This window comes from Cryobacterium sp. Y11 (assembly GCF_002929535.1).
Classification (GTDB): Bacteria; Actinomycetota; Actinomycetes; order Actinomycetales; family Microbacteriaceae; genus Cryobacterium.
This window is the reverse complement of the sequence record NZ_PJJO01000053.1, coordinates 57,998-83,059: the sequence shown is the minus strand read 5'-3', so window position 1 is coordinate 83,059 and position 25,062 is coordinate 57,998. Positions and strand designations below refer to the sequence as shown.

Here is a 25,062-nt window from a genome sequence, read left to right as displayed (position 1 = left end):
GTCCCCATCCCGTTGGTCGAGCTCGCCGAGACCCGCGTGGACTGGCGCTGGCCAACGTCGCGAACGGCGCCATCTCTGAGTGTGATGGCTGGTTCGTCGAGATGCCTCGCGTTGGGCGATGGAGATCTCGGCGAGCTCGATCAGCGGTTGGGGGAGGGCTGTCGAGACCCGCGCGAGACTGGCGTGTGCCGGTCTCAGGAACGTCCCCATCCCGTTGGTCGAGCTTGCCGAGACCCGCGTGGACTGACGTGAGCGGTCTCGGGAAGCCAGCCATTTCGCATCCGCTGCCCGGCCTGTGGATAACTTTTACGGGCCGGCGGGCACAGTGCCACTCTGATGGCCATGCCCTATACATACATGGTGAAGTGCTTCGACGGGTCGTTCTATATCGGCAGCACGTGGAGCCTGGAGCGGCGGATCTGGCAGCACAATCACGGAAAAGAAGAGGGCGGCGCCAGTTACACGGCCGCCCGCCGACCCGTCGTGCTCGTCTACTTCGAGGAGTACGAGCTGATGATTGATGCCTACGGGCGCGAGAAGCAGCTGCAGAACTGGGGCCGCAAGAAACGGGTCGCCTTGATGGAGGGGCGGATTGTGGATCTGGTCAAGCGGATGCCGCCGGATGTGGGCGGCCCGGCGGCGACCTGAGACAGGTCGCGTTGGTCGATGGAGATCTCTGGCAGGCTCGATCGACGGCGGGGGAGAGCCCGTGATGCGGGTCACAGCTGAGCAATTGGCCGGGCGCTTCATGAGGGCGCCCGATCTGGGTGAGCACTACGCCGGTTACCGTAGCGCGCACCGATATCGGGCGCGCTCATCGTGCGCCGCCGCGAGCCGGTCTCACGCCCAGATTTCTGTGCCGTTTTCTAACCGGCGCGCGTGCGCGGTCGATAGCTTATGGTGCTGGCCCATGGATGGGCCGGTGCAGCATCATTTGTTCATGGAGGACTCATCATTAGCGTGCAAGAAGACACACAAAGTGCGGCGAATCACGCTGACCGCCAAGGCGCACGGCATTCGCCGAACCTTGGCCGAGGTCTTTCCCTGATCAGAGCGGATGCCGCCGCCGCGTTCACGATGCCGCCCCACCCCCAGCCGGTCCACGACTAAGGCTGATCCCCAAACTTGTATGGCGGCAGCGAACCGGCGAACTGGACCTCGCCCAACGCTGCCGCCATACAGACCCCGTATTAACTGATTCACCGAGTACCAGGAGAGGCACCCCATGTCGATGGCAGTCGATGGGCTCATCAGCGGGCTGGACACGACCTCCCTCATCAACTCCCTGATGACCCTCGAAGCTGGTCCACAAAACCAGCTCAGGGCCAAGGTCACCAGCACAAACACGCTCATGACAGCGCTGCAGGGGTTGAATTCTCAGATTGCGTCGCTCGCGACCCTCGCCGGCAAAGCGACGGCGACCAATGCGCTCGACCTGTACGCGGCGAAAAGCAGCTCGACTGCGGTGTCCGTTACCGCTAGGGCATCCGCTACCGCCGGGTCGATCGACATCGTCGTCGATCAGCTGGCAAAGGCGCAGGTATCGGTTTCTAGTGCCGTTTCGGTGTGGCCGGGATCGAATTTTTCCATCGTAGATTCGGCGGGCGTCGCGACGGCCATCGTTGCCGACTCGGCGAGCCTCGACGATGTCGTCACTGCCGTGAACGCGTCGGATGCCGGGGTGAAGGCCGTGAAGGTTGCCGCCGGCACCGATGGCGGCGGCAATGCGCTGTATCGCCTGCAGTTCACCGCCACCTCGACCGGCGCGTCGAGTGCATTTTCGTTTGCTTATGATGCGGCGATCACACCCCCCGGCATGACGCAAATCACAGCTGCACAGGATGCCTCCGTGCGGCTCTGGGCGGGTACTGCCGCCGAACAGGCCATTACGAGCGCGACCAACACCTTCAGCGACCTGCTTCCAGGAGTGTCGGTGACGACATCCGCTGTCTCGACTGAAGCAGTGACCGTCAGCGTGTCGCGCAACGATGCCGCAGTAAGCACGATTGCGTCCGACTTGGTGAGCGCCCTGAACGGGGTGTTCGCGCTGATCTCGACCAAGAGCGCCGTCGTGAACAGCACCGATTCGAGTGGCAAAGCCGTGTTGTCGGCCGGCGTGTTCAGCGGAGACGGCACCGTGCGCGACGTGAAGCAGCAAATCTTGAATGCCGCCAGCCAGCCGATCGATGGGCGTTCCCCGTCGGAGATCGGCATCAGCATCACGAAGTCAGGCACGATGGAATTCGACTCGGCCAAGTTTGCCACGGCCATGGCCGCCGACCCTGACTACGTGAAGGGCGTGCTCGCCACGATTGCCGCACGGGTCGAGGCCGTCGCCGAGAACGCATCGGATAAGTACGACGGCAGGATCACGTCGCGAATTACCGGGCAGGAATCGCTCGTGAAGAGCCTTGGCACCCAGATCGATAGCTGGGATGTGAGGCTGGCCTCGCGGCGCTCGACCCTCGAACGCACGTACTCGGCCATGGAAGTCCAGCTCAGCAATATGAACGCACAATCCGCGTGGCTGACCGCCCAGGTGAGCTCACTAACCAGCTCGACGAAGTGACGACGATGACAATGACTGCAGCGACCCAGGCCCAGCGCTCGCGCTACAACCGCGACGCGGTACTCTCGGCGACGCCGGTGCGTCTGCTGACCATGCTGTACGACCGCCTGCTGCTCGATCTGAACCGGGCGGAGGCCGCGCAGCTGCGTCAGGACTGGCAGATCGCGTCGGATAATCTCCTGCACGCGCAGGCGATTGTGTCTGAGCTGAGCACGTCACTCAACGTTGACGCGTGGGACGGCGGTGAGGGGCTGTTCTCCTTATATACGTATGCGTCGACGGCCATGATGAGCGCGAACACGAGCCGCAATTCGGAGCGCACTCGCGAGTGCATCGCGCTGCTCGAACCGCTGCGGCAGACCTGGCATGAGGCGGCCGGCATGCTGCCGGCTGCGCCGGCGCCCGCGGTTCGTATGGGCGGAGTGCTCGGCATTGGGTAATCGCGCGGCGTGGGAGGCTGTGCTTGAAGATCTCGAGCTGCGAGTGGATGCTGCGGCGCGGGCAATCACGGGCGTCACCGACGTAGGGCGGTCGGGGTCCGTTTCTGGGATGGCGGTCTCGGCAAGCTCGGCCAACGACACATGGCAGGTTCCGCGGGGGCTCGGAAATATTCCGGCGGAGTTCGCCGAGCGGGTGCGGGATTTGGTGCACAACCAGCACAAGCTCATTGGTGAGCTTGAAACGGCACGCAATGTGACCGCGAAGCACCTTGCCGCGGTGCGCGCGGTGCCGCCGAAACGCGACGCGCGGGCATCCGTTTATCTCGACGTCGCCGGCTGAATAGCTGTATCGCAACAATTTTTAAAAAGTTTCCACAGAACTTCTAACGAAGTGACTAGGGACTCCGATAGGTACTGTTGAGCACGGATTGCTCACAATCGGGCCAAGGATTGGCCGTTTATGTCTTTCGTCGACGAAACGGGTAGTCATGCTAGATTCCGTGACCTCTGTTGCGCTCACCAGCGCACTGGATGGCCTTGCGCTGCGTCAGCGCACCATCGCGAGCAATATCGCCAACATCAACACACCGAACTACCACGCCAAGGTCGTCTCTTTCGAGAACGCGCTAGCAAAATCCGTGCAGGCCGGTGATGGCAAGGTGACTGCGTCCACGACGCGTTCCATCGAGGCGACGAACCTCATCGGCAACAACGTGAACCTCGACACCGAGACGCTCGCCAATATCGATGCCCTGCTGCGCTATCAGTTCGCGGCGAGGGCCATTGACGGCCCCGCATCGGCCATCCGCAGCGCAATACGGACCAGCTGATGACCGATGCAATCAGCATTTCCGGCAGTGGAATGACACTGCACCGCAAATGGCTCGACGCCATCTCCGACAACCTCGCCAACGCCAACACGGTCAAGGCGACGGATGGCCCCGCCTTTCAGGAGCGCTTCGTGCTGGCTCAAGAAGGTCAGGGCACCTCCGGGGTTAGGGCCTCGGCCGACTTGGGAGACGCGGCCGGAACCCTCATCTACGAGCCGACGCATCCGCTCGCCGACGAGGCCGGCTACGTGCGTTACCCCAACATTGACATGGCTGAACAAATGGGCCATCTCATCATGGCCCAGCGCGGTTACCAGGCCAACGCGGCCGTGGTTGACCGGGCCAAGACCGCTTACGAAGCAGCACTGCAGATTGGGCGTGGCTAATGTCCATTGGCGCAATCGGTTTTCCTCCCGCCACCATCGGTGCCAGCACCACTGGCGGCGTCATGGGTTCCTCTGGCTCTACCGCGACCAGTGCAGCCGGCTTCGACGATATTCTTGTCGGCGCCATCGGTAACCTGCAAGGTCTGCAGGCCACCTCCAACGAACTGTCCATTCAGGCCGTCAACGGCAGCCTCGATGACATTCATACCGCCACCATTGCCAGTACCCGTGCACAGCTCACGATGGAGCTCGTTGCAGCCGTACGTAACAAGGGCGTCGATGCATTCAACGAGATTATGAGGATGCAGGCCTAATGCCCCGTCAGGTAACATCCATCTTTCGCCGGCTCGGCAATGCGATTCGCGAATTCACCATTGCGCAGCGCACGGTCGCCATCATCGGTGTCGCCGTGCTCGTGCTCGGCGCATCCGCTCTCGGTATGTGGGTGAGCAAACCCGCATACACGCCGCTGTTCACCGGTTTGAGCGGCGAGGATGCCAGCAGCATCGTCGACCAGCTGACCGCAGACGGCGTCGGCTACGAACTCGCTGACGGCGGAGCCAGCATTCTGGTTCCCGAAGCGGATGTCTACGCCGAACGTATCAAGGCGGCCGCGGCCGGCTTGCCATCCTCGAGCACCGGCGGATACTCGCTGCTCGACACCATGGGCGTTACCTCGAGCGAGTTTCAGCAGTCGGTGACCTACAAGCGTGCGCTCGAAGGCGAACTCGCCCAGACCATCGGAGCGATGGAGGGCGTGCAGGCCGCGTCGGTGCAGCTGGCCATTCCCAAGGACAGCGTGTTCGTGTCCGAGAAGAACGCGCCGACGGCATCCGTTTTCGTGCAGCCCCGCAACGGCGCCACACTGTCGAACGACCAAGTTCAGGCCATCGTGCACCTGACCAGCGCGTCGATTGACGGTATGAAGGCCACCGACGTCGCCGTCATCGACTCGGCGGGTACCGTGCTCTCCGCCGTGGGCGTTGGCGCCACTGGTTCGGCCGGCCAGCAGGCCTCCGACTATGAGACCGGCGTACAGAGCGCAGTGCAGGCGATGCTCGACAAGGTCGTCGGTGTCGGAAACGCCACCGTCGTCGTTGCCGCAGACCTGACCACCGAATCCGCCTCCCGTGTTGAGGAATCATTTACGACGCCCGTTGACGCCCCCGCTCTGAACGAATCGGTCGCCACCGAGAACTACACCGGTACCGGCGGAGCCGCCGCTGGTGTACTCGGCACCGACACCGCAGCCACCGGTGCCGCGACCGACGGCAACGGAACATTCACCTCCGGAACGACCACCAAGAACAACGCCGTCAACAAGGTGACGGAAAACCGTACGGTGCCCGCCGGTGCCATCCGTCGTCAGACTATTTCGGTCGCCGTCGACGCTGCAGCCGCCGGCACTCTGAACGTGGCGAACATCACGTCGCTGGTGTCATCGGCCGCTGGCGTCGACGCCGTGCGCGGCGACGCGGTGACCGTTGAGGTCGTGCCGTTCAGCACGGCGGAGGCCACTGCAGCCGCCGACGCGCTGAAGGCAGCAACCGATGCCGCAGCAGCCGAGTCGCTCTCCGGAATCATTCGTGCGGCCCTGATCGCCTTGGGCGTCATAGCGGCCATTGTCATCAGCCTCGTGTTCTACGCACGTCGTTCGCGCCGTCAGAGCCGCGAATCCGTTGAAATCGGCGAACTCAGTCAGGCGCAGAGCATGCTCGGCGGCACCGGTGGCGTCGGCGCCATCACCGGTCCCAATGCCAACCCCTCGAACTCGTCGACTGTCGGCCCGGGCTCGCTGTTCTTCAACCCAAGCGATCTGCCTACCCAGGTCATTCGTACGGTTAACTTTGAACCGACCGAAGCCGACATCCGTCGCGGCGAAATCGACGCCCTGGCCCAGAATGACCCCCGCGGCATGGCTGAACAGCTGCGCGGCCTGATGGATGAACGGGAGAACGCGTGACCGAGACCGCAAGCATGGCCACTCAAAAAGTGGCCGTTCCGGCCCCGAAAGCACCCGTAACACTTACCGGCACCCAGAAAGTTGCCGTCGTACTAATGAACATGGATCGCCAGCGCGCGACCGAGGTCATGCAGCAGTTCACCGACAGTGAAGCCGAAGTGATCGCTTTGGAGATCATGCAGCTGCGCAAAGTCGACTCGGAGATCGCCGAGGCTATCATGGTGGAATTTCATGAGATGACCCAGCGCGGTGGCCGGCACGCCCGCGGCGGCCAGGAGTTCGCCATGGGCCTGCTCGAAGCCTCCTTCGGTGCCGAGCGCTCTGCCGGCATGATGACGCGTGTTGCGACGTCGATGGCCAGCAAGGCGTTCGAATTTCTGGACTCTTCCGAATCCGCTAACGTGCTCAACCTGCTCGACGGCGAAATGCCGCAGACCATCGCCCTCGTGCTCGCGCACCTGCGCCGCGACCAAGCCTCCGGAGTGCTCTCCGGCATGGATCCGGCTCTTCGAACCGAGGTTGCCCGCTGCATTGCGACCATGGGCAGTGCCACCCCCGAAGCAATTCGTGTCGTGACCGAGTCGCTTAAACAGCGTGCCGGCACCATCGCCTCACGCGAAGTTATCGAAGTCATCGGCGGTATTCAGCCGCTCGTCGATATTCTCAATCAAGCGGATGCCGCCACCGAGCGCGCCCTGCTTGAAGGACTCGAAGAGAGCGACCCGGCCCTAGCCCAAGAAGTCCGCTCCCGCATGCTCACCTTCGTCGACATCGTCAAGCTGGAAAGTCGCGACGTGCAGGAAATTCTGCGTGGAATCGACACGACCGTTCTGGCCATGGCCATGAAGAGCACCTCCAATGCGGTTACCGAAGTCATTCGGGCTAACTTGTCCGAGCGCAACCGTGTTGTGCTCGACGACGAGATCAAGAGCCTCGGCCCAGTTCGTATGAGCCAGGTCGAGGATGCCCGCGCCAGCATTGTGCGCGCCATTCGCGACATGGAAGCACACGGAATCATTACCGTGCAGCGTGGATTGGATGACGCATATGTCAGCTAACACACTGTTCGGCCGCATCAGCTTTCCCCGCATCGACGACGAAGAAAAGTCCAAGTCCGACGAAACTGCGCGCGCCCAGGGGCACGCAGCCGGGTACGCGGCCGGCCTGCGCGCGGCGATGGTGGAAATCGATCGAATCAAGTTCGACCTGCAGACCGAACGTGAGCAGGGCGCGCGCCTCGCGGCGGCCAAAATGGATCGCGGTGTGCGCGTGCTCAACGCCGCAGCCGAAGCTCTCGATCAACGCATGCTGCCGGTACTTATCGACGCCGAAAGCACCCTCGTAGCGTGCGCGCTGCAATTGACCGAGGCCATTATCGGCAACGAACTCAGCCGCACCGAACCGTCGGCTCGACGCGCCTTGGACCGGGCCATGCGCGCAGTCGAGGCCGGGGACACCGCGAAGGCCCACAGCATCCGCATGAATCCCGACGACCTACCCCTGCTTGACGCAACGACCGTGCGTCTTAGCGGCGTCACGTTCGTGGCCGACGCAGAGGTTAATCGCGGCGATGCCATTGCCGAGTTCAGCGAAGGAATTCTCGACGCCCGTATCGAGACCGCTCTGGCGCGTGCGCGAGAGATTCTGCTCGCCGACATTGCGGGGGAGACCTCATGAGTACCGTGTGGCGCCCGCGCGCCGACGCTTTTGCCACTGCGCTACAGGTTGCGCGCCCAGAGCGCATGGGCGTCGTGTCGTCGATCGTTGGCCTCGGCGTCGAGGTACGGGGCCTGCGCTCCGCCATCGGCGACCTCGTGGTACTCGGCGGCGAAACGGATGCCGCTGGCATCGACGCGGAGGTCGTCGCGACCACGCGTGACAGCATCCGCTGCATGCCACTTGGCCGCATGACGGGGCTGCGGGCCGGCGCCCGCGCGCGCGCCGCGCACAGCCCCCTGCTCGTTCCCACCGGAGCCGGACTGTTCGGCCGCGTCATCGACGGCCTCGGCCGACCGATCGACGGCAAAGGCCCCCTCGTCTCCGACGGTGCCGTTTCGCTCGAAAATGACAGCCCATCGGCCATGCACCGCGCCCGCATCACCGCGCCGCTGCACCTCGGCGTACGCGTGCTCGACACCCTCACCACGGTCGGCCGCGGCCAGCGCATGGGCTTGTTCGCCGGCAGTGGTGTGGGCAAGTCGTCGCTCTTGTCGATGATTGCCCGCGGAACGGATGCCGAAGTGTCGGTCATCGCGCTGGTCGGGGAGCGCGGCCGTGAGGTTCGTGAATTTCTCGAAGATGACCTCGGTGCCGAGGGCCTGGCCCGGTCTATTGTCGTGGTGTCGACCTCCGACGAGCCGGCCATGATGCGCCTCCGCGCGGCCTTCACCGCCACCCGCATCGCTGAATCGTTTCGCTCGCGCGGCGCAGACGTCATGCTCATGATGGATTCGCTCACCCGAGTTGCCATGGCCCAGCGTGAAATCGGTCTCTCGGTTGGCGAACCGCCGGCTACCCGGGGTTACCCGCCCTCGACCTTTTCGGTGCTCGCTCGCCTGCTCGAACGCGCCGGAACAGACCAGGTCGGCTCGATCACAGGCATGTACACCGTGCTCGTTGACGGCGACGACCACAACGAACCCATTGCCGACGCCGCCAGGTCCATTCTCGACGGCCACGTCGTCCTTGACCGCAAACTCGCCATCACCGGCCACTTTCCCTCCATCGACGTGCTCGGCTCGATCTCGCGCGTCGCTTCCCGGGTGAACTCACCCGAACGCAACGCCATTGCGACGACCCTGCGCACGGTGCTCGCCGCGCGCTCCGCAGCCCAGGATCTGCTCGACGTCGGTGCCTACCGCACCGGCACCAACCCGCTGGTCGACGCCGCCGTGGCGCACGACGCTGCCATCAAGTCGTTTCTGCAGCAGCGGATGGACGACCAGACTCCCTCAGACGCGGCTTGGGAGCAGCTCGCCGGGCTCACCCGCAGGTTGGGAGGCGTTCAATGATTCGCCTCTTTCCGCTGGCCGGGCTGCTGCGCCTACGCCACCTGCAGCAAGACCAGGCGGCGGCCGACCTGGCCGAAGCTAACGCTCGTGTTGCGGCCAATGAGGCACGGCGTGGCCGGGCACGTTCGGCACTCACTGCCACGTCGATCACGCCGGACACCGTTGCCGCGATGAACGCCATGGCTGCAGCTCGGTCGTCGTCGCGCAGCATGCTCGCCGACCTCGATGCCCTGGGCCGCAGTAACGCCACAGCACTCGGCGAGGCGCAGGCGAGTTTCGACTCCGCCCGCGCCGAGGCGATCGCCCTAGAAAAGCTCGAACTTCGCCACCACGAAACGGTTGAAGCCGATGACCTGCGCGCAGAACAAATCGTGCTTGATGAAATCGCGTCAACGCGGTGGCATCGAGACCAAGACGCAGACACCGATAGCACGCCCAGGAACGGAGACGCACAATGACCATGATCGCCGCAATGGGCCGGATCGAACAGATCCAGACGATGATGCAGCAGCTCTCCAGCGGGTCACGCGTGACGACGAGCGCCGCAGCAACGGCCACAGCAGCAACGGCCTCGGCTTCGACAACCTCGGCCGACAGCTTTGCCGCCTCCATGGCTTCGGCGCTCAGCACCGTGACCGCCAGCGGAGCATCAGCTGCCGGAACATCCGCTGTTGGCGCCACCGGCGGTGCGACCGGCACTAACGTTGTCGACGCTGCGAAGAAGTACCTCGGCGTTCCCTATGTTTTTGGCGGCGAAAACGCCAGCGGAATGGACTGCTCCGGCCTCGTGCAGAAGGTATATTCCGATGTTGGAATAGACATGCCGCGCCTGGTTTCCGGCCAGATGAAGATGGGTACCGAGGTGGCGTCGCTGGCCGAGGCTCAGCCCGGTGACCTGATCGTCACCGGCGGTGGCGACCACATTCTCATCTACGCCGGCGACAACAAAATCATTCATGCACCGTACCCCGGGCGCGACGTATGCCTGCGGGACGTCTATATGTCAGATTCGGAGATCACGACCATTCGTCGCATCATTCCCACCGCGACCGCCGGCGCTTCCAGTGGCGCTGACATGCTCAGTGCGGCCTTCGCCGCGATGGCGAAAGGCGGCGCGGCATGAGCCTCGCTCTGAATCAATTTCGATCCGGCGGAGCTGCTGGCCTGCCCGGTTCACCGAGTACCGGCTCGGCCGCAGGCACGCCCTCGGCTGGAACCAACGGTTTCGCCTCGGCCATGGCCGATTCCGTCGCTGACCTGGCGACCGCAAAACGCTCAGCGTTAGCGGATGCCGACCGTGCCCGGTCCAGCCATCAGGCTCGTGCCGACGACCACGCGCGTTCTGCCGATCAGGCACGTTCCACCCATCGCGCCCATGCCACCGATCGACCCTCGGCCTATCGGGCGCACAGTTCGAACGCGGCCGACTGCCCGGTCGCGCTGCAGGATCGTGCAGCCGAGCGCTCGTCTGATCGCGCTGCAGACCGCGTTTCTGACCGAGCGAATGACTCATCGGCCATTGCCGCGATTTTTGTTGTAGCCGCCGCCGAGCTCGAATACAGGGACCGGGCGACTGCCGATCGTGATGCACGCTCGGCGACCGAGCAGACGTCGGTTGGTCAGTCGAGCGATCCCGCCGCCGAAATTGCACGCGCGATTGATACTGCCGCGGTCACGCCGGCCCCGGCACCCGTTGACGCTGTCGCGCCGGGAGCCCCTGGCCTCGGAGCCTTCCAAATCGGCACTAGAACGCTCGGCGACAACTTCATCGCCACCGACTCCGCAGTTGTCGCCGCTACCAAATCCGCCGTCAGCGAGGATCCTGTGAACCCTGCCGTTCTCGACAACGTTCCCGCCGCCACGCTCGCGGCGACGAGCCTCGTCGGTGCAGTGGCCGCGCCGGTCGCCGCCACGGGTTCGACCGGGTCCACCGGCCGTGCGGCCACGAGCCAGGCCTCGGAACCGGCCACGGACTCGTCCATGGGCTCGGCCGCCGTTGCGGGTGCCGCTTCGACGACTGGCTCGGCGACCGCCGACAACGCTGCCGACAACGCCGCCGACAATGCTGCCGTTCGCGTTGTACCGACCGTGCCGGGGGCAGCCGTACCGGTCGCGCCGACCGCAGCCGCGTTCTCGACCGGAATCGCCGCTGCCGCGTTGTTGACCCCAGTGGCCGCCGAAACCGGCCTTGGATCGAAGCTTGGCGACATTCGCATCGTGACAGCGGATGCCGCGGCCGCGGCCGCGATGCCCGGCCTGATCGCGCCGACTCCGACCGTGCAGACGGCCGTGCCGGTTGCGGCTGCCGCGCCGGTGGCATCCGCTCTGCCGGTGCCGTTGACCACACAGATTGCCAAGCCGCTGTTTTCCCTAGCCAATGTGGCGCCGGGCGAGCACGTGCTCACAATCACAGTGAGCCCCGACAACCTCGGACCGGTCACCGTGCGCGCGCACGTCTCGCCCGACAACATTCGGGTGGAGCTGTTCGCCCCGACGGATCTAGCCCGTGAGGCGTTGCGGGCCATCATGCCCGACCTGCGCCGCGACCTGGCCGGCGGGGGATTGAGCGCTCAGCTCGACCTCTCGTCGCAGAATCAGGCCGGAAACCTGGCCGGTGACTCACCGGGTGCCAAACAGCCGCGGCCCGAGCAGTCGCCGCGAAACCTACGCGCGCGCGACCCCGATATCCCTAACAGCGAGCAACCGCTTCGCCCCTTCAGATTCGGAACAGCATCGTCCATCGACGTGATGGCGTAGAAAGAGACCACCCATGCCTGTAGACGCAGTAGCTGCCGCCTCATCCGCCGGGTTGTATTCGGGCGCCGCCTCCACCCGCGCGCCGAGCCAATCGATGGATTCCAAGGTGTTTATGAATTTGCTGGTCACCCAGCTGCAAAATCAGGATCCGTCGTCGCCGATGGATACCAATCAGATGATCGCCCAGACCACTCAGCTTGCAATGATGGAGAAGATGACTGAGCTCGCCACGGCGAGCCAGGAGAGCTTCTCGCTGCAGATGCGTTCCTCGGCTGCCGCGCTCGTGGGCCACACCGTTACCTACACGCAGGACGACGGCACCGAAGCCACGGGCGTCGCCTCCTCGGTCTCGTTCAAGGATGCGGTGCCGCAGGTCACTATCGGCGGCAAGTCCATCGCCCTCGACTCCATTTCCGGGGTCACTACGGCTGCTTCTTCCGCTTCTTCTTAACTCAGCTCCGCCTCCATTTTTTACACTTTTTCATTCATTCGTTTTCTTGAAAGGTAGATTCTTATGCTTCGTTCTCTCTACTCCGGTATCTCAGGTCTTCGCTCGCACCAGGCCATGCTCGACGTCACCGGTAACAACATTGCCAACGTGAACACCACCGGGTTTAAGTCCTCTGCCGCCCAGTTTCAGGACACCCTTTCGCAGCTGACCTCCGGCGCTGGCGCCCCGCAGGGCGAGGTCGGTGGAACCAACCCGGCCCAGATCGGCCTCGGCGTGCAGGTGGCCGGCATCGCGACCAACTTCTCGCAGGGCTCCTCGCAGGCCACGGGCAAGTCCACTGACCTACTCATCTCCGGCGACGGCCTGTTCATCACCCAGAAGGGCGGCGAAACCTTCTACACCCGGGCCGGTTCGTTCGACTTCGACTCCGCCGGCCGTCTGGTCACCGCTGACGGTTCCATCGTGCAGGGGTGGGGCGCGCAGAACGGTGTCGTCTCCGATGGCGGCCCGACCAGCAACATCACGCTGCCGGTCGGTGCGATCGTTGGAGCGACAGCGTCGGAAAACGCGGCTTTTCAGGGCAACCTGCCATCGGACGTCGCCGACGGCACGGAACTTAAGCGTGACTTCGTGGTCTTCGACGAGCTCGGTGCATCGAGCACGGTGACGCTTACATTCACGCGCGACTTCGATCCTGCGGCGTTGCCCGCGGCAACCGACGGCTGGACGGTCACAGACCCGGCCTCGGGCAGTAGCGTCTACCTGCAGTCCGACGCCGGTACCTTCTCGGTGCAGAATTCGGCAGCGGATCCGACGGAGGCCATCTTCAGGGTCAAGGGCAACACGGTCACTATCGACCTGTCAGCTCTCGAGGGCTACGCCAATCTCAGCACGGTCGCGGGCACCGCCACCGACGGCAACGCCGCCGGAACCCTCAACTCCTACACCCTCAGCGCCGACGGCACCCTGGTCGGTTTGTTCAGCAACGGTGAGCAGCTCGCCATCGGCCGCATCGCCCTGGCCAACTTCGTCAACCCGGGCGGACTCGAAAAAGCCGGCGGCTCGTCCTACCGCGCCACGTTCAACTCCGGGGCACCGACCGTGGGCACCGCCGGCAGCGCTGGCCTCGGCACGCTCTCCAGCGGCGCCCTCGAAATGTCCAACGTTGACCTGTCGCAGGAATTCACCAACCTCATCGTCGCGCAGCGTGGCTTCCAGGCCAACGCCCGCATCATCACCACCTCCGACGAGGTTCTGCAGGAGCTCACTAACCTCAAGCGCTAAGCCAGCGGTACCAGCACAGGGCACCTCCGCTTCAGCGGGGGTGCCCTTCTGCGTGCGTGCCTGCGTTCCGGTCGCCCATTTTTCGGCCCGCGCGAGATCCGGGCCGCCCACTGTCCGGGCCCGCGCCCGGTCAGTCGGCCCATGACTGATCCTGGGCCCACTGTCGCAACATGGGCCCAGCATCCCCCCGCGCCTTGTTGGCGGATCGGGAGGGTGTTCCAACTGTCGAGTCTGACCTGTACGAAATGATTTACGAGATTCGAAAATTACTTTGATACGACACGTGCCCCCACCTCCGTGCATTCGATGGCACGAACCCTCTAATTGCGGATCGGCCAAGGGTGTAACTTCGCGAAGGAAGACCCGCCAATACCTTGCCGCACCGAAATTCGCGTAAAAATAGATATGAGGTTCCCCCGCTTTTATATTTGATTCCGAGTAGATCGTTGTGAAGGAGGCGATGGCGCCCATATTCATGGAAAACTCCGGTGAGTCCCGTTCGAACCCCGGCTGCACAGTGCCGACGCACCTGACGCAGGTGCACCACGTCAGTGGTTGGCGGCACGGCGGCCTCGCCAACATCGATAACGCCGTCCTGTTATGTAACGCCGCGCATTCAGCATCGATACCTCCGGCTGGGAGATCAACATGATCGACGGCCGACCCTGGGCCCGCGGACCCCTCATCTTCGAACCCACCCAAACCTGACGACCCGCCGGCCAAAACCATGCCGCCACCCCCGCCGAGAAACCCAACTGGGAAAAATAGCCCCGACGCGATCGGCCGCGGAGCTCAACCGACGGCATGGCTGGGCTGCACAGCCAGACGGCCATACAGCTAGACAGCCAGACGGCCAGACGGCCAGTCAGTGCAGCCGGCCGGCCTGTCGCGCAGGGATAGGGCGTGAACGGATGTCGCGGCATCCCCTTAGGAGAGGCCGGTCCCGCCAAGCGGATGGGGCGCTTTGCCGTTCTGATCCGGCGATCCTCGAGGCGGACTCCTAATAACGGACTGGGGCGAACGCAAGCTAACGCGACCCTCGGACTGACCGACAGTAGCCGTTGACGCCTCGCTCGAGGCATCATAAAAAGGGAAGAGCTCATGATCGTACTTACGCGGCTGAACGAGAGCCACTTTGCGATTAATCCCGATCTGATTGAACGCATTCACGCCAACCCAGACACGACGTTGGTCATGGTCGACGGCGCCAACTTCATCGTGACCGAGTCCATGGACGAGGTCATTGAAAAGATCGCGACCTATCGCGCTCACGTCATTGCCCTCGCCTACGACCCGACGGCGAGCGACCTACCGCGCGGCCCACGGGCGATCTAGTGGATCCCGCAACAATAATCGGAATTGTGGTCGCCTTCGGCGCCCTGTACGCCATGCTCACCATCGAGGGCAGCTACGTATCGTCCCTCCTGCTCCCAGCGCCGATGATCCTCGTATTTGGCGCGACAATCGCGGTGGGTGTCGCCGGGGGAACGATTCGCGACGCCGTCAACGCGTTCAAGGCACTCCCTAGAGCGTTTCGGGGCAAGACCACGCCGCCGGTGCAGGTCATCGATCAGGTCGTCGGAATCGCCGAAACTGCGCGCAAATCGGGCCTATTGGCGTTGGAGCAAGAAGCCGACAACGTTACAGACCCATTCTTGCGCGGTGCGCTACAGAACATCGCAGACGGTACCGACGGTGATGAACTCCGCATTTTGCTCGAAGACGAAATCGCGACCAAAGCCAAATCGGGGCGCAGCGCCTCGAGGTTCTTCACCAGCCTCGGCGGCTACGCGCCAACCGTCGGCATCATCGGTACCGTCGTCTCGCTGACCCACGTTCTGGAGAACCTGGATACACCGGAGACTCTCGGCCCGATGATTGCCGCAGCGTTCGTGGCTACACTCTGGGGACTTCTCTCGGCCAACTTTCTCTGGCTGCCCGTCGGTGCGCGGCTACGCCGATTGTCCGACATTGAAATCGACCGACTGACCCTGCAGATGGAGGGCATGCTCGCCGTGCAGTCTGGCATTCAGCCGCGCCTGCTCGGCGAACGCTTGCGTGCCATGGTGGCGACGGAAGACCTGCCCAAGGCCAACGCGAAGGGTAAAGCGGTCGGCGACATTCCGGGCGAGGCAGCCGGAAGGAAGGTCAAGAAGTCCAAGTCCACGGTTAAAAACAGCGCCGAAGCAGCATGAGTGGGCGCGGGCGTAAGCGCACGGGACTCGACGATGAGGTAGAACACATCGACGAACGCTGGATGGCGTCGTACATGGACATGGTTACCGTGCTGATGTGTATGTTCATCGTGCTGTTTGCCATGTCAAATATCGATCAAGCAAAATTTGAAAAGCTCGCCAATTCGCTCGCCGTCGGCTTCGGCTCGGTCAAGACGGCCAGCGTCGACACCGCGGAAGACGTCATCGTGCCCGGCAACATGGTCGACGACCAGGCCGAGGGATTCACCGACGCACCCGTGACCGACGCTGAAAAAGCTTTCGCCGAGGTCGACCGACTCACTACGATCCGAGAAAATATTCAGACAAGCCTGACTTCTGCTGGCATGGCAAATCGGGTCGAATTCGCCGTTGGCGAGCGTGGTCTGACCATGGGGCTGGTCGGAATAGACTCATTCTTCGCGCCCGGCAGTACCGCGCTCAGCGACATCTCAATTGCGGTGCTCAGTGCCGCCGCTCCAGAAATTGTTGCTTCGGCGCTGCAGATATCGGTTGAAGGCCACGCCGATGTGCACGGCCAGTCGGGAGCTTTTGCCACCGACTGGGAATTGTCCTCCGGTCGTGCAACACAGGTACTTCGTCGGCTGGTTGAGCAGGGTGGTGTTGATCCCACCCTGATTGGCGCAGTTGGGTATGGATCGGCTCGGCCGACATCGACCGGAAGTACCCTGGCCGACATGGCCCAGAACCGGCGCGTCGACATTGTGCTTCTCTCGAGTGAGACCGACAGTGTTCGGGCTCTCATCCCCGGGGCGGTCGACGGGCCAGCTACGCCAGCCACGTCGGTAGGGTCGACTGAGCCAGCTAAGGCTGGGCACTAACCCGGTGCCGCAGCAAAAATAAACGACCATTACTCAACCGCTAACATTGAGGCCCGATCGGCCGATAGTGCAAACGTGACGGTCCAGGAACAAATTAAAAGAAGTGCGCCCATTAAGACGCCCAAGTCGGTGGAGCCATATGACTTCCGCCGGCCGACGACGTTAGCGCGCGATCACGCCCGCGTCCTTGAACTCGCCTTTGAGACATTCGCCCGCCAGTGGGGCACCCAGATTACCGCTCGCGTTCGGGCTTTGTGCACGATCACCTGCGATGTCGTGCAGATGAACACCTACGACGAGTATGCCGCGTCGCTGCCGTCCAAGACGGCCATGGTGCTCTGCACGATTGCCGGGCTCGAGGCCAAGTCGGTCATCCAGCTTCCGACGGTGACCGGACTGACCTGGGTGAACCACATGCTCGGCGGCAATGGCACCCAGAAAATTCCGGAAGAACGCAACTTCACCCCGATCGAGCTCGCACTGATGCGTCAGATGATGACCGAGGCTCTCGAAGACATGCGTTATTCTTTCGGTCCGCTGCTGGTCGCTGACCTGGCCGTCGATGGAATCCAATACAACTCGCAGTTCGCCCAGGCGGCCACCCCTGCCGACCTGATGATCGTGGCGACGTTCTCGATCCGCATTGAGCGCAACACCACGAAGGCTACAATCGCGATCCCCGCTTCGGCACTCATGCCGCAGCTCGGGGAAGCTAACCCGACCAGCACCGCGACCAACTCGGTCGAATACCTCAAGGCTCAGCTGGCCGCCGTACCGGTGGATGTTGCGCTGCGGTTAACGCCGACCCGGGTACTGCCGAGCAAGATTCTCTCGCTCATGGTCGGGGATGTGCTTCCCATCCCGCACCCCAAGCATCGCCCGCTCGACCTCGCCGTCGGACTACAGGCCCTGGCTAGAGCTGCCGTCGGAGCCAACGGTAATCGTCTCGCCTGCATCGTCATCGACACCGAAGAGAGTACCTCATGATCTCCACCCAGTCTGTTTCTGAAGCCGCTGTCGACGCGCTGCTGCGTGTGTTGCCCACCGGCGTTCAACTGCACGCGACCGCCCACAGCGGTAGTGCCGCGCTGAGCGCCCGCTTCAGTTCCGCAGTGGTGGCATCGTTTGTCGGAACGTCCTCGGCAGACCTGGCCATCGTGCTCATGGATGCCTCCTCGCTCGATGCAGCGTCCGGCTCGGTTCCGGCCCTGATCAACAGCCAGGACGTTCTGCGACCGGCCCTCGAGAGCGCCGCGAGCGTACTCGGTATCGGCGTGCTCGGCGACTCCCGCGGTGAAGATGCCTCGGCGCTGTTCCTTGCCGCTGACACGCAGGTGTTCGAACTGAGCGCGGTCGGCGTCGTAACTGGATGGTTCGCCATTCGTCTGCGTTCCGACGGCACTGTCGGTGGGGGACCCGCGACCCTAAACAAGGCCGCTCTCGGCAACCTCGGCCGCATCAACAACGTCGAAATGACCCTGACCGTTGAGATTGGCCGTACCCGCATGGCCGTTCGCGACGTACTCTCGCTCGAACCCGGCGCGGTCATCGAACTGGACCGTTCCGCCGGTGCCCCCGCGGACATTCTGCTCAACGGCCGCCTCATTGCGCACGGCGAAATCGTCGTCGTTGACCAGGACTACGCCGTACGCATCACCCAGATTCTCGACGTCGCCGAGGGCCTCTAATATATGGACACCGTTATGGTCGCATTGCGCGTAGTCCTCTCCCTCGGCGTCGTCTTCGGCCTGCTCTGGTATCTGCAGCGCCGTCTGGTCACGGGCGGCCGGGCCAAGGTCTCCGCGAACCTGGTCACCGTGGTCGGCCGCGCCAACGTTGGCCAGAAGGCATCCGTCGTGGTCGTTGACGTTGATGGCCAGCGCCTCGTCTTGGGTGTCACCGAGCACGCGGTCAGTGTGCTGCACGGCAGCACGGTTTCCATCGATGACGCCAGTCAAACGGATGCCGCCACCTCCGCAGCCGAGACGGCCTCTCTCCCCGCCCACACACCGTTCCCAGCCCCAATCGAGGCGTCAGGGACCGTCTTTGCCCGCTCGTTGCACTCCGCGACGGACCAGACCATCAGCACCATGGCTGCGCCCGACTCGACTCTGGCGCTGACCACCCCACTCGAGTTCCGACCGCGCCGCAAAACAGCCGGCAAGACATCGCAGTCGACGCAGGCCGCACCGGCCTCCCGTCTGGCCGGATCGATCCTGTCACCAGCCACCTGGACCCAGACCGCCGCCGCCATTCGGAACGGCCGTTGAGTGCCGCCGCTGCGCCGTCGACCACGGTGCTGTCGGCGAACCGGGTGACGTACGCTCGCGTCGGCATCGTGATTCTGTTTGTCGTACTGATCACCGCCGTGATGTTGTGGCTCGGCGCTCACGCCTCCCATGCGGTCACGGTCGACCCGGCCGCACCGACAGACCCGACCGCTCCCAGCGACCCGGCTAACCCCGCCGACAGCGGTGGCGGCGGTCTGAGCGTTGATATTAACGGTCCAAACGGCGCGCCGTCGTCGGCCATTGTCACCCTGCTCGGCATCACGCTGCTCTCGGTTGCTCCGGCCCTGCTGCTGATGATGACCAGCTTCACGAAGATCTTCGTCGTGCTCGCCATGACCCGCAACGCGCTCGCTTTGCCGTCGATCCCGCCGAACCAGGTGCTCGCCGGCCTGGCCCTGTTTCTGTCGCTGTTCATCATGGCGCCAGTGCTGACGGACATTAACAGTGTTGCCCTGCAGCCCTACCTCGACGGCACCATGACCTTCGCCGACGCGCTCAACCTCGGTTCCGAACCGCTGCGGCAGTTCATGATGGCCAATACCCGGGGTGAAGACCTCGCGTTGATGACCCGCGCGGCCGACCAGCCGAACCCGGACAATCCCGCTGACGTCACCCTGCTCACGCTCATTCCGGCCTTCATGATCTCCGAACTGCGTGCAGCCTTCATCATCGGCTTCGTCATCTTCATCCCGTTTCTGGTCATCGACATCGTGGTCTCGGCCGCGCTGATGTCCATGGGTATGATGATGCTCCCGCCGGTGATGATCTCGCTGCCCTTCAAAATTCTCCTGTTCATTCTCGTTGACGGGTGGGGCCTTATTATCACCTCGCTCATCGGCAGTTATCAGATGGTCGCATGAACACTAACGCCGTTCTCGATATCGGGCTCCAGGCCCTGATTCTCGCCGCCAAGCTCTCCGCGCCGATGCTCATCACCGCGCTCGTCGTTGGCTTTGCCATCTCTCTGTTCCAGTCGATCACGCAGATTCAGGAGGTCACGCTCTCCTTCGTTCCTAAGGCCATCGCGGTCTCGTTCGCCCTGCTGATCTGCGGCCACTGGATGATCGCCGAGTCCATTGCATTCACCCACCAGATGTTTGAGAAGATTCCCTCCCTCCTCGGCGGTGGCTGAGTGGAATTCGTTCTCAACTACTCCTGGATCGAAGCGGTCATGCTCTCCGGCGTGCGCATGGTGGCGTTCATCGTGATCGCCCCGCCGTTTTCCTACAACGCGATTCCGCTGCGTATTAAAGGAATGCTCGCTGTCGCCTTCGCCCTGGCCATGTCGCCGCGTGTCGCCGATGGTTATGTGTCGCAGAACACCGCCGGCTTCTTCGGCGCGCTCATGCTCGAAGTTATCGTCGGCGCCCTGCTCGGATTTCTGGTCTACCTCATCTTCGCTGCCGTGCAGTCGGCTGGTGGTCTCATTGATATGTTCAGCGGATTTCAGATGGCGCAGGGATTCGACCCGCAGTCCATGGTCAACGGCGCCCAGTTCACCCGCCTCTTCCAGATGACCGCCCTCGCTCTCATGTTCGCCTCCGGCGCCTACCAGCTCATCATCGGCGGCCTCGCCCGCAGCTTCACCGCGCTGCCGCTCGGCGGCGGCATCGACTTCACCAATCCGGCCCAGGCCCTCATCGCCGCCGTCACCCAGATGTTCCTCGCGGCCGTGCAGATCGCCGGCCCACTGCTGGTCGTGCTTTTTCTAGCGGATGCCGGCCTCGGCTTGCTCACGCGCGTCGCGCCGGCCCTCAACGCGTTCGCGCTCGGCTTTCCCCTCAAGATTTTCATCACCCTCGCTCTCGCGGCGACCGTGTTTGTTGCCCTGCCCCAGATCGTCTCCTCCCTCACCGGTGAGGCGCTCGATGCGCTCATGGGGGTGGAATAAATGGCTGACGACTCGGGTGAAAAGACCGAACTAGCCACCCAGAAACGCATGAAAGAGGTGCGTGAAAAGGGTCAGCTTTCCAAGTCCCAGGACATCACCGCCTGGCTCGGCGTCGGCGCGGCCGGCATCATGTTGCCCATGACGATCGAGCGTGGATCAGCAGCGGGAACCGACCAGATGTTCATGATCGGCACCCTCGCCTCCACTCCAGATCCCGCTGTCGCGATGCAGGCGCTCGAAAACGGTCTGATGTCGATGGTGAATGTGCTGACCCCGTTTTTCGTCGTCGTCGTGGTGGTCGTGCTGGCCGGAGCGGCGCTGCAGGGCGGCATCCATTTTAAAAAGTTCACCGGAAAATACGAACAGTTCAACCCGATCAGTGGCCTGAAGCGGATATTCGGCGGCCAGGCACTGTGGGAGGGGGTCAAGGTGTTGGCCAAGACCGCCGCCGTCGGCGTCGTGCTGTACCTGATCATTCAGGGCCTGATGCCCATTCTCATGACTGCAGGCGGACTCCCCGTGTCTGAGCTTATGGTCGCAGCGACGGACGGTGCCGGGGCCCTGCTACAGGCAGCAGTTCTGGCGGGCCTCGTGCTCGCTGCCGCCGACGTATTCGTCGTCATGCGGCGCAACCGCAAGAAAACGCGCATGTCGAAGAAAGAGGTCAAGGATGAGAACAAGGCCGCAGAGGGCGACCCGCTGATCAAATCCCAGCGCCGGTCTCGTCAGATCATGATGAGCCGCAACCGCATGATCTCGTCGGTAGCGGATGCTGACGTCGTGTTGGTCAACCCGACTCACGTCGCCGTCGCGCTCAAGTACGAACCGGGCAGGTCCGCGCCGCGGGTGGTCGCGAAGGGCCTCGGTCACGTCGCCCTCCGCATTCGTGAGCAGGCCGGCACCGACAAGGTGCCGATCGTGCAGGACATCCCGCTCGCGCGCGCGCTGCACGCGGCCTGCGAGATTGGCGAGGAGATACCGGCCGACCACTACAACGCGGTGGCCAGGGTGCTCGCCTTTGTGATGGCCCTGAAAGCCCGCGGCAGCACGTCAAGCGGCGTGCACACTATGTCGGCGCCGCCGTTCTCCAGCGCCAGGCCCATGCCATCCAGCCAGACCCAGACCACTCAGACCCAGACAGCCGGAGGCCGTTGACGTGAACAAAAACCTCGCAAAGCTAGCCGTTCCGGTTGGCGTCGTCGGCATTATTCTGCTGCTCATCGTGCCGATCCCGGCCGTCATGTTGGACATGTTGATCATCGTCAACATCATGCTCGGCCTGGTCACCTTGCTCACAACGATGTTCGTCAAGAAGCCGCTCGAGTTTTCGGTGTTTCCGTCGCTGCTGCTCGTGGCAACCCTGTTTCGGCTCGGCCTCAACGTCGCATCCACTCGTCTGGTGCTCGGTGACGGCTATGCCGGAGCGGTAATTGAAGCCTTCGGCCACGTCGCCGTCGCCGGATCGATCATCATCGGCTCGGTCATCTTCCTCATTCTCGTCGTCATTCAGTTCGTCGTCGTCACCAAGGGTGCCGAGCGCGTGGCCGAGGTCGGTGCGCGCTTCACCCTCGATGCCATGCCGGGCAAGCAGATGGCGATCGACGCCGACCTGAGCGCCGGCCTGATTACCGATGCCGAGGCCAAGGAACGCCGCGCCGAGGTCTCCGCAGAGGCCGACTTCTACGGCGCCATGGACGGCGCATCGAAGTTCGTCAAGGGTGACGCCATTGCCGGCCTCATCATCATTATCATCAACTTGATCGGTGGCATCGCCATCGGCATGCTGCAGCGTGGCATGGAGATCGGCGACGCGCTCAACACCTATGCGCTGCTGACCATTGGTGACGGCCTGGTCACTCAGGTTCCGGCACTTCTGATGGCCGTCTCCACCGGAATGATCGTGACCCGGTCGAACGCCGAGACCGACATCGGGTCGACAGCATCCGCTCAGCTGACCCAGTCACGGTTCGCCCTGGTCATCGCCGGCGGTGCTGCCATCTTGATGGCGCTCATTCCCGGGATGCCGGTGCTGCCCTTTCTTATCGTCGGCGGGAGTCTGATCGTGCTGGCGCAACGATTGAAGGTGCGCGAGACCAGTAGCGCGGCCACCCAGGTGGCGGCCGACGCGGCTGAGAAGAACGTCGCAAAAACGGATACTACCGAAGACCTGATCGAGCAGATGCGCGTGCACGCGCTGGAGATCATGCTCGCACCCGACCTCGTTGACATCGTGTCTGGCGCATCGGACGACTTGCTCGCTCGGGTGCGTGGTTTGCGGCGCAAGATTGCCATGGACCTCGGTGTTGTCGTGCCTCCGGTGCGCACCCGCGACAGTGTCGACCTGCCATCGTCCACCTATGTCATTCGCATTGCCGGGGTCGAATACGGCCGCGGAATTGCGCCGGTCGGCAAGGTGCTCGCGCTCGGCGACTTTCTCGATTCGCTGCCGGGCGCCACGACGGTTGAACCCGTTTTCGGGCTCGCCGGCAAATGGGTTCCGAGCGAGATGCGGCACAGCGCGGAGATGACCGGTGCTACGGTGATCGACCGGGTCTCCGTCGTCGTGACTCACCTGTCGTCGATTATCACGACCAATGCAGCCCGACTGCTCACCCGGGAAGACGTGCGGATACTCACCGACGGCGTCAAGCAGGTCAACCCGTCGTCGGTCGATGACCTGATTCCCGGCCTGCTCTCGCTCGCTGAGGTGCAGCGCGTGCTGCAGGGGCTGCTGATCGAGCAGATCCCCATCAACGACCTGCCGCGCATTTACGAGGCGCTGTCGCTGCGCGCGAAAACCTCGAACGATCCAGAAGGCCTGATCGAGGCGGCACGCATGGCTCTGGGCCCGGCGCTGACTTCGCAATATCTCGACGGAAGCGTGCTGCGTGTGATCATGATCGAACCTACCCTGGAACAAAACATGCTCGAGGGAATGCGCCCCTCCGACCAGGGCACCCAGATTTTGATGGATCCGGCCCGGATCGAAGCGGTTCTCGCTTCGGTGCGTGCCTCGGTGGCGACGGTCGAAGCGAGCGGCCTGTCAGCCGTGCTGGTCTGTGCTCCGGCGCTGCGACCGGCCATCCGTCGGCTGGTCTCGACCCAAACCGGCGGTCTGCCGGTGCTGTCGTACCAGGAAGTCACCTCGGCCAACGTAACTATTGAGACGGTAGGTGTGGTTCGTGGGACCGACTCGATATCTGCTTGAGGGTGCGACGATGCGCGAGCTTCAGGAGCGAATCCTGATCGTGCACGGTAAGGATGCCGTCATTATTAAGGCCGATCGGGTCACCGTCGGCGGCATCCGCGGTTTTTTCGCCCGATTTCACTACGAGGTCACCGTCGAGGTTCCTGTGCCGGAAGACCGGCGACGTTCCGCCCACTCCGGCCTCGACCTCAACAAGCGACTCGGCATTGCAGCGTTGCTCGACGACGCCGACGACGCCGAAATGGAAATTGCTCGCTCCGGCCCGCAGCTGTCGACGGCATCGGACGGGTTCGCTGCGCTGATGGATGAGCTGACTTTCGCGACTACCCGACCGTCGGCGATGCCGGTTCCCGACGTGTATGACGGCGGCGCGGGCGCGGCTGCGGCTGGGCGCAGCCCCGTTGCCAACCTGGCCGTTCCGGCGCCGCTGACCCGGCCGGGCGACCTCGTGCTCATTATTGGCCTCGCCGAGGACGCTCTCACCATCGCCCGGCTTATGCACCGGCTCGCCGGCGGCGGCAACGTGTACACCAGCGGCGCCCTGGTCGGGCCCAACCGAGTGGATGACCGGCGCGGCGCCCAGGCAACTCGTGCCCGCGGGGTCGAAACCGGCAGCAGCGCCTTCATCGCTTACGGCTTCGACCCGACTGCGGACGCGTCCGAGCGCGCCTCCGCGCTCGAGGCGTTCGGCGCTGACCAGGTCTGGGTTGTCGTGGATGCCGGGCGCAAACCCGAAGACAGCACGCGCTGGGTGAACTCGATCAACGCCGTGGTTCCGATCGACGCGGTTGCCGCTATTGGACGGCAGTTCACGACATCGCCAGCGACCGTGGAGTCGTTCGGGCTGCCAGTGGAATGGATGGATGGTCGCGTTACTGCGCCCCCCAGCGGGCGGCGGGCGGCACGTTCGGGGCAGGCCTAAAGGA

Annotated in this window: 29 protein-coding genes; all 29 read left to right on the top strand. The window is 63.6% G+C overall.

Annotated elements, in window-relative coordinates:
• The first annotated feature begins 336 nt into the window (after positions 1–336).
• The 29 genes from CXY75_RS06905 to CXY75_RS06770 all read left to right on the top strand — a co-directional run bounded on the left by CXY75_RS06905 (position 337) and on the right by CXY75_RS06770 (position 25,058).
• Complete coding sequence (locus tag CXY75_RS06905) at positions 337–648, top strand: GIY-YIG nuclease family protein (RefSeq protein ID WP_233201781.1); 312 nt, start codon at positions 337–339, stop codon at positions 646–648.
• Positions 649–1,225: 577 nt separating this feature from the next.
• A complete protein-coding gene (gene fliD, locus CXY75_RS06900; RefSeq protein WP_104082090.1) occupies positions 1,226–2,569 on the top strand; it encodes a flagellar filament capping protein FliD in 1,344 nt (447 codons plus the stop codon).
• A gap of 5 nt (positions 2,570–2,574) precedes the next feature.
• A complete protein-coding gene (fliS, locus tag CXY75_RS06895) occupies positions 2,575–3,009 on the top strand; it encodes a flagellar export chaperone FliS (RefSeq protein ID WP_104082165.1) in 435 nt (144 codons plus the stop codon).
• Between the two features lie 19 nt (positions 3,010–3,028).
• Complete coding sequence (locus CXY75_RS06890; protein WP_146069393.1) at positions 3,029–3,349, top strand: hypothetical protein; 321 nt, start codon at positions 3,029–3,031, stop codon at positions 3,347–3,349.
• Between the two features lie 148 nt (positions 3,350–3,497).
• Positions 3,498–3,839, top strand: a complete 342-nt coding sequence (locus CXY75_RS06885) for a flagellar basal body protein (RefSeq protein ID WP_104082088.1) — start codon at positions 3,498–3,500, stop codon at positions 3,837–3,839.
• Positions 3,836–4,225 carry a flagellar basal body rod protein FlgC gene (locus tag CXY75_RS06880; protein WP_104082087.1) on the top strand — a complete coding sequence of 130 codons (390 nt, stop codon included), beginning with the start codon at positions 3,836–3,838 and terminating at the stop codon, positions 4,223–4,225. Before CXY75_RS06885 ends, CXY75_RS06880 begins: the two co-directional genes overlap by 4 nt.
• Entirely contained in the window at positions 4,225–4,539 is a 315-nt protein-coding gene (gene fliE, locus CXY75_RS06875; RefSeq protein ID WP_104082086.1) for a flagellar hook-basal body complex protein FliE, read from the top strand. The genes CXY75_RS06880 and fliE overlap by 1 nt, the downstream gene beginning before the upstream one ends.
• A complete protein-coding gene (gene fliF, locus CXY75_RS06870) occupies positions 4,539–6,188 on the top strand; it encodes a flagellar basal-body MS-ring/collar protein FliF (protein WP_104082085.1) in 1,650 nt (549 codons plus the stop codon). The genes fliE and fliF overlap by 1 nt, the downstream gene beginning before the upstream one ends.
• Positions 6,185–7,246, top strand: a complete 1,062-nt coding sequence (gene fliG, locus CXY75_RS06865; RefSeq protein ID WP_369826692.1) for a flagellar motor switch protein FliG — start codon at positions 6,185–6,187, stop codon at positions 7,244–7,246. Before fliF ends, fliG begins: the two co-directional genes overlap by 4 nt.
• A complete protein-coding gene (locus tag CXY75_RS06860; RefSeq protein ID WP_158251145.1) occupies positions 7,236–7,865 on the top strand; it encodes a FliH/SctL family protein in 630 nt (209 codons plus the stop codon). Before fliG ends, CXY75_RS06860 begins: the two co-directional genes overlap by 11 nt.
• Entirely contained in the window at positions 7,862–9,199 is a 1,338-nt protein-coding gene (locus CXY75_RS06855; protein WP_104082083.1) for a FliI/YscN family ATPase, read from the top strand. The genes CXY75_RS06860 and CXY75_RS06855 overlap by 4 nt, the downstream gene beginning before the upstream one ends.
• Positions 9,196–9,657, top strand: a complete 462-nt coding sequence (locus tag CXY75_RS06850) for a flagellar export protein FliJ (RefSeq protein WP_104082082.1) — start codon at positions 9,196–9,198, stop codon at positions 9,655–9,657. Before CXY75_RS06855 ends, CXY75_RS06850 begins: the two co-directional genes overlap by 4 nt.
• Complete coding sequence (locus CXY75_RS06845) at positions 9,654–10,322, top strand: C40 family peptidase (protein ID WP_104082081.1); 669 nt, start codon at positions 9,654–9,656, stop codon at positions 10,320–10,322. Before CXY75_RS06850 ends, CXY75_RS06845 begins: the two co-directional genes overlap by 4 nt.
• Positions 10,319–11,956, top strand: coding sequence for a flagellar hook-length control protein FliK (locus CXY75_RS06840; RefSeq protein WP_104082080.1), 1,638 nt, complete (start codon positions 10,319–10,321; stop codon positions 11,954–11,956). Before CXY75_RS06845 ends, CXY75_RS06840 begins: the two co-directional genes overlap by 4 nt.
• A gap of 13 nt (positions 11,957–11,969) precedes the next feature.
• Complete coding sequence (locus CXY75_RS06835) at positions 11,970–12,407, top strand: flagellar hook assembly protein FlgD (RefSeq protein ID WP_104082079.1); 438 nt, start codon at positions 11,970–11,972, stop codon at positions 12,405–12,407.
• A gap of 63 nt (positions 12,408–12,470) precedes the next feature.
• The gene (locus CXY75_RS06830; RefSeq protein WP_104082078.1) at positions 12,471–13,691 is read left to right on the top strand and encodes a flagellar hook protein FlgE; all 1,221 of its coding nucleotides are present in this window, start codon (positions 12,471–12,473) and stop codon (positions 13,689–13,691) included.
• 460 nt (positions 13,692–14,151) lie between these two features.
• Positions 14,152–14,343: an HNH endonuclease signature motif containing protein gene (locus CXY75_RS20985; RefSeq protein ID WP_146069392.1), complete on the top strand. Its 192-nt coding sequence runs from the start codon at positions 14,152–14,154 to the stop codon at positions 14,341–14,343.
• Positions 14,344–14,792: 449 nt separating this feature from the next.
• Positions 14,793–15,026: a flagellar FlbD family protein gene (locus CXY75_RS06825; protein ID WP_104082077.1), complete on the top strand. Its 234-nt coding sequence runs from the start codon at positions 14,793–14,795 to the stop codon at positions 15,024–15,026.
• Complete coding sequence (locus CXY75_RS06820) at positions 15,026–15,886, top strand: motility protein A (protein WP_104082076.1); 861 nt, start codon at positions 15,026–15,028, stop codon at positions 15,884–15,886. Before CXY75_RS06825 ends, CXY75_RS06820 begins: the two co-directional genes overlap by 1 nt.
• Positions 15,883–16,746 (top strand): flagellar motor protein MotB, encoded by an 864-nt coding sequence (locus CXY75_RS06815; RefSeq protein WP_104082075.1) that lies wholly within the window; start codon positions 15,883–15,885, stop codon positions 16,744–16,746. Before CXY75_RS06820 ends, CXY75_RS06815 begins: the two co-directional genes overlap by 4 nt.
• 75 nt (positions 16,747–16,821) lie before the next feature.
• Complete coding sequence (locus CXY75_RS06810) at positions 16,822–17,733, top strand: flagellar motor switch protein FliM (protein ID WP_233201780.1); 912 nt, start codon at positions 16,822–16,824, stop codon at positions 17,731–17,733.
• Positions 17,730–18,434: a flagellar motor switch protein FliN gene (gene fliN / locus CXY75_RS06805; protein ID WP_104082074.1), complete on the top strand. Its 705-nt coding sequence runs from the start codon at positions 17,730–17,732 to the stop codon at positions 18,432–18,434. Before CXY75_RS06810 ends, fliN begins: the two co-directional genes overlap by 4 nt.
• Positions 18,435–18,449: 15 nt before the next feature.
• Positions 18,450–19,016, top strand: coding sequence for a flagellar biosynthetic protein FliO (locus CXY75_RS06800; RefSeq protein WP_158251144.1), 567 nt, complete (start codon positions 18,450–18,452; stop codon positions 19,014–19,016).
• A gap of 101 nt (positions 19,017–19,117) precedes the next feature.
• Positions 19,118–19,897 carry a flagellar type III secretion system pore protein FliP gene (fliP, locus tag CXY75_RS06795; protein ID WP_104082162.1) on the top strand — a complete coding sequence of 260 codons (780 nt, stop codon included), beginning with the start codon at positions 19,118–19,120 and terminating at the stop codon, positions 19,895–19,897.
• Positions 19,894–20,169, top strand: coding sequence for a flagellar biosynthesis protein FliQ (gene fliQ, locus CXY75_RS06790; RefSeq protein WP_104082072.1), 276 nt, complete (start codon positions 19,894–19,896; stop codon positions 20,167–20,169). The genes fliP and fliQ overlap by 4 nt, the downstream gene beginning before the upstream one ends.
• Entirely contained in the window at positions 20,170–20,928 is a 759-nt protein-coding gene (locus tag CXY75_RS06785) for a flagellar biosynthetic protein FliR (protein ID WP_104082071.1), read from the top strand. It begins immediately after the preceding gene.
• Entirely contained in the window at positions 20,929–22,083 is a 1,155-nt protein-coding gene (locus CXY75_RS06780) for a flagellar biosynthesis protein FlhB (RefSeq protein WP_104082070.1), read from the top strand. It abuts the gene before it with no gap.
• A 1-nt stretch (position 22,084) separates the two neighbouring features.
• Positions 22,085–24,136, top strand: a complete 2,052-nt coding sequence (locus CXY75_RS06775) for a flagellar biosynthesis protein FlhA (protein ID WP_104082069.1) — start codon at positions 22,085–22,087, stop codon at positions 24,134–24,136.
• Positions 24,111–25,058, top strand: a complete 948-nt coding sequence (locus CXY75_RS06770; protein ID WP_146069391.1) for a hypothetical protein — start codon at positions 24,111–24,113, stop codon at positions 25,056–25,058. The genes CXY75_RS06775 and CXY75_RS06770 overlap by 26 nt, the downstream gene beginning before the upstream one ends.
• The last annotated feature ends 4 nt before the right edge of the window (positions 25,059–25,062 follow it).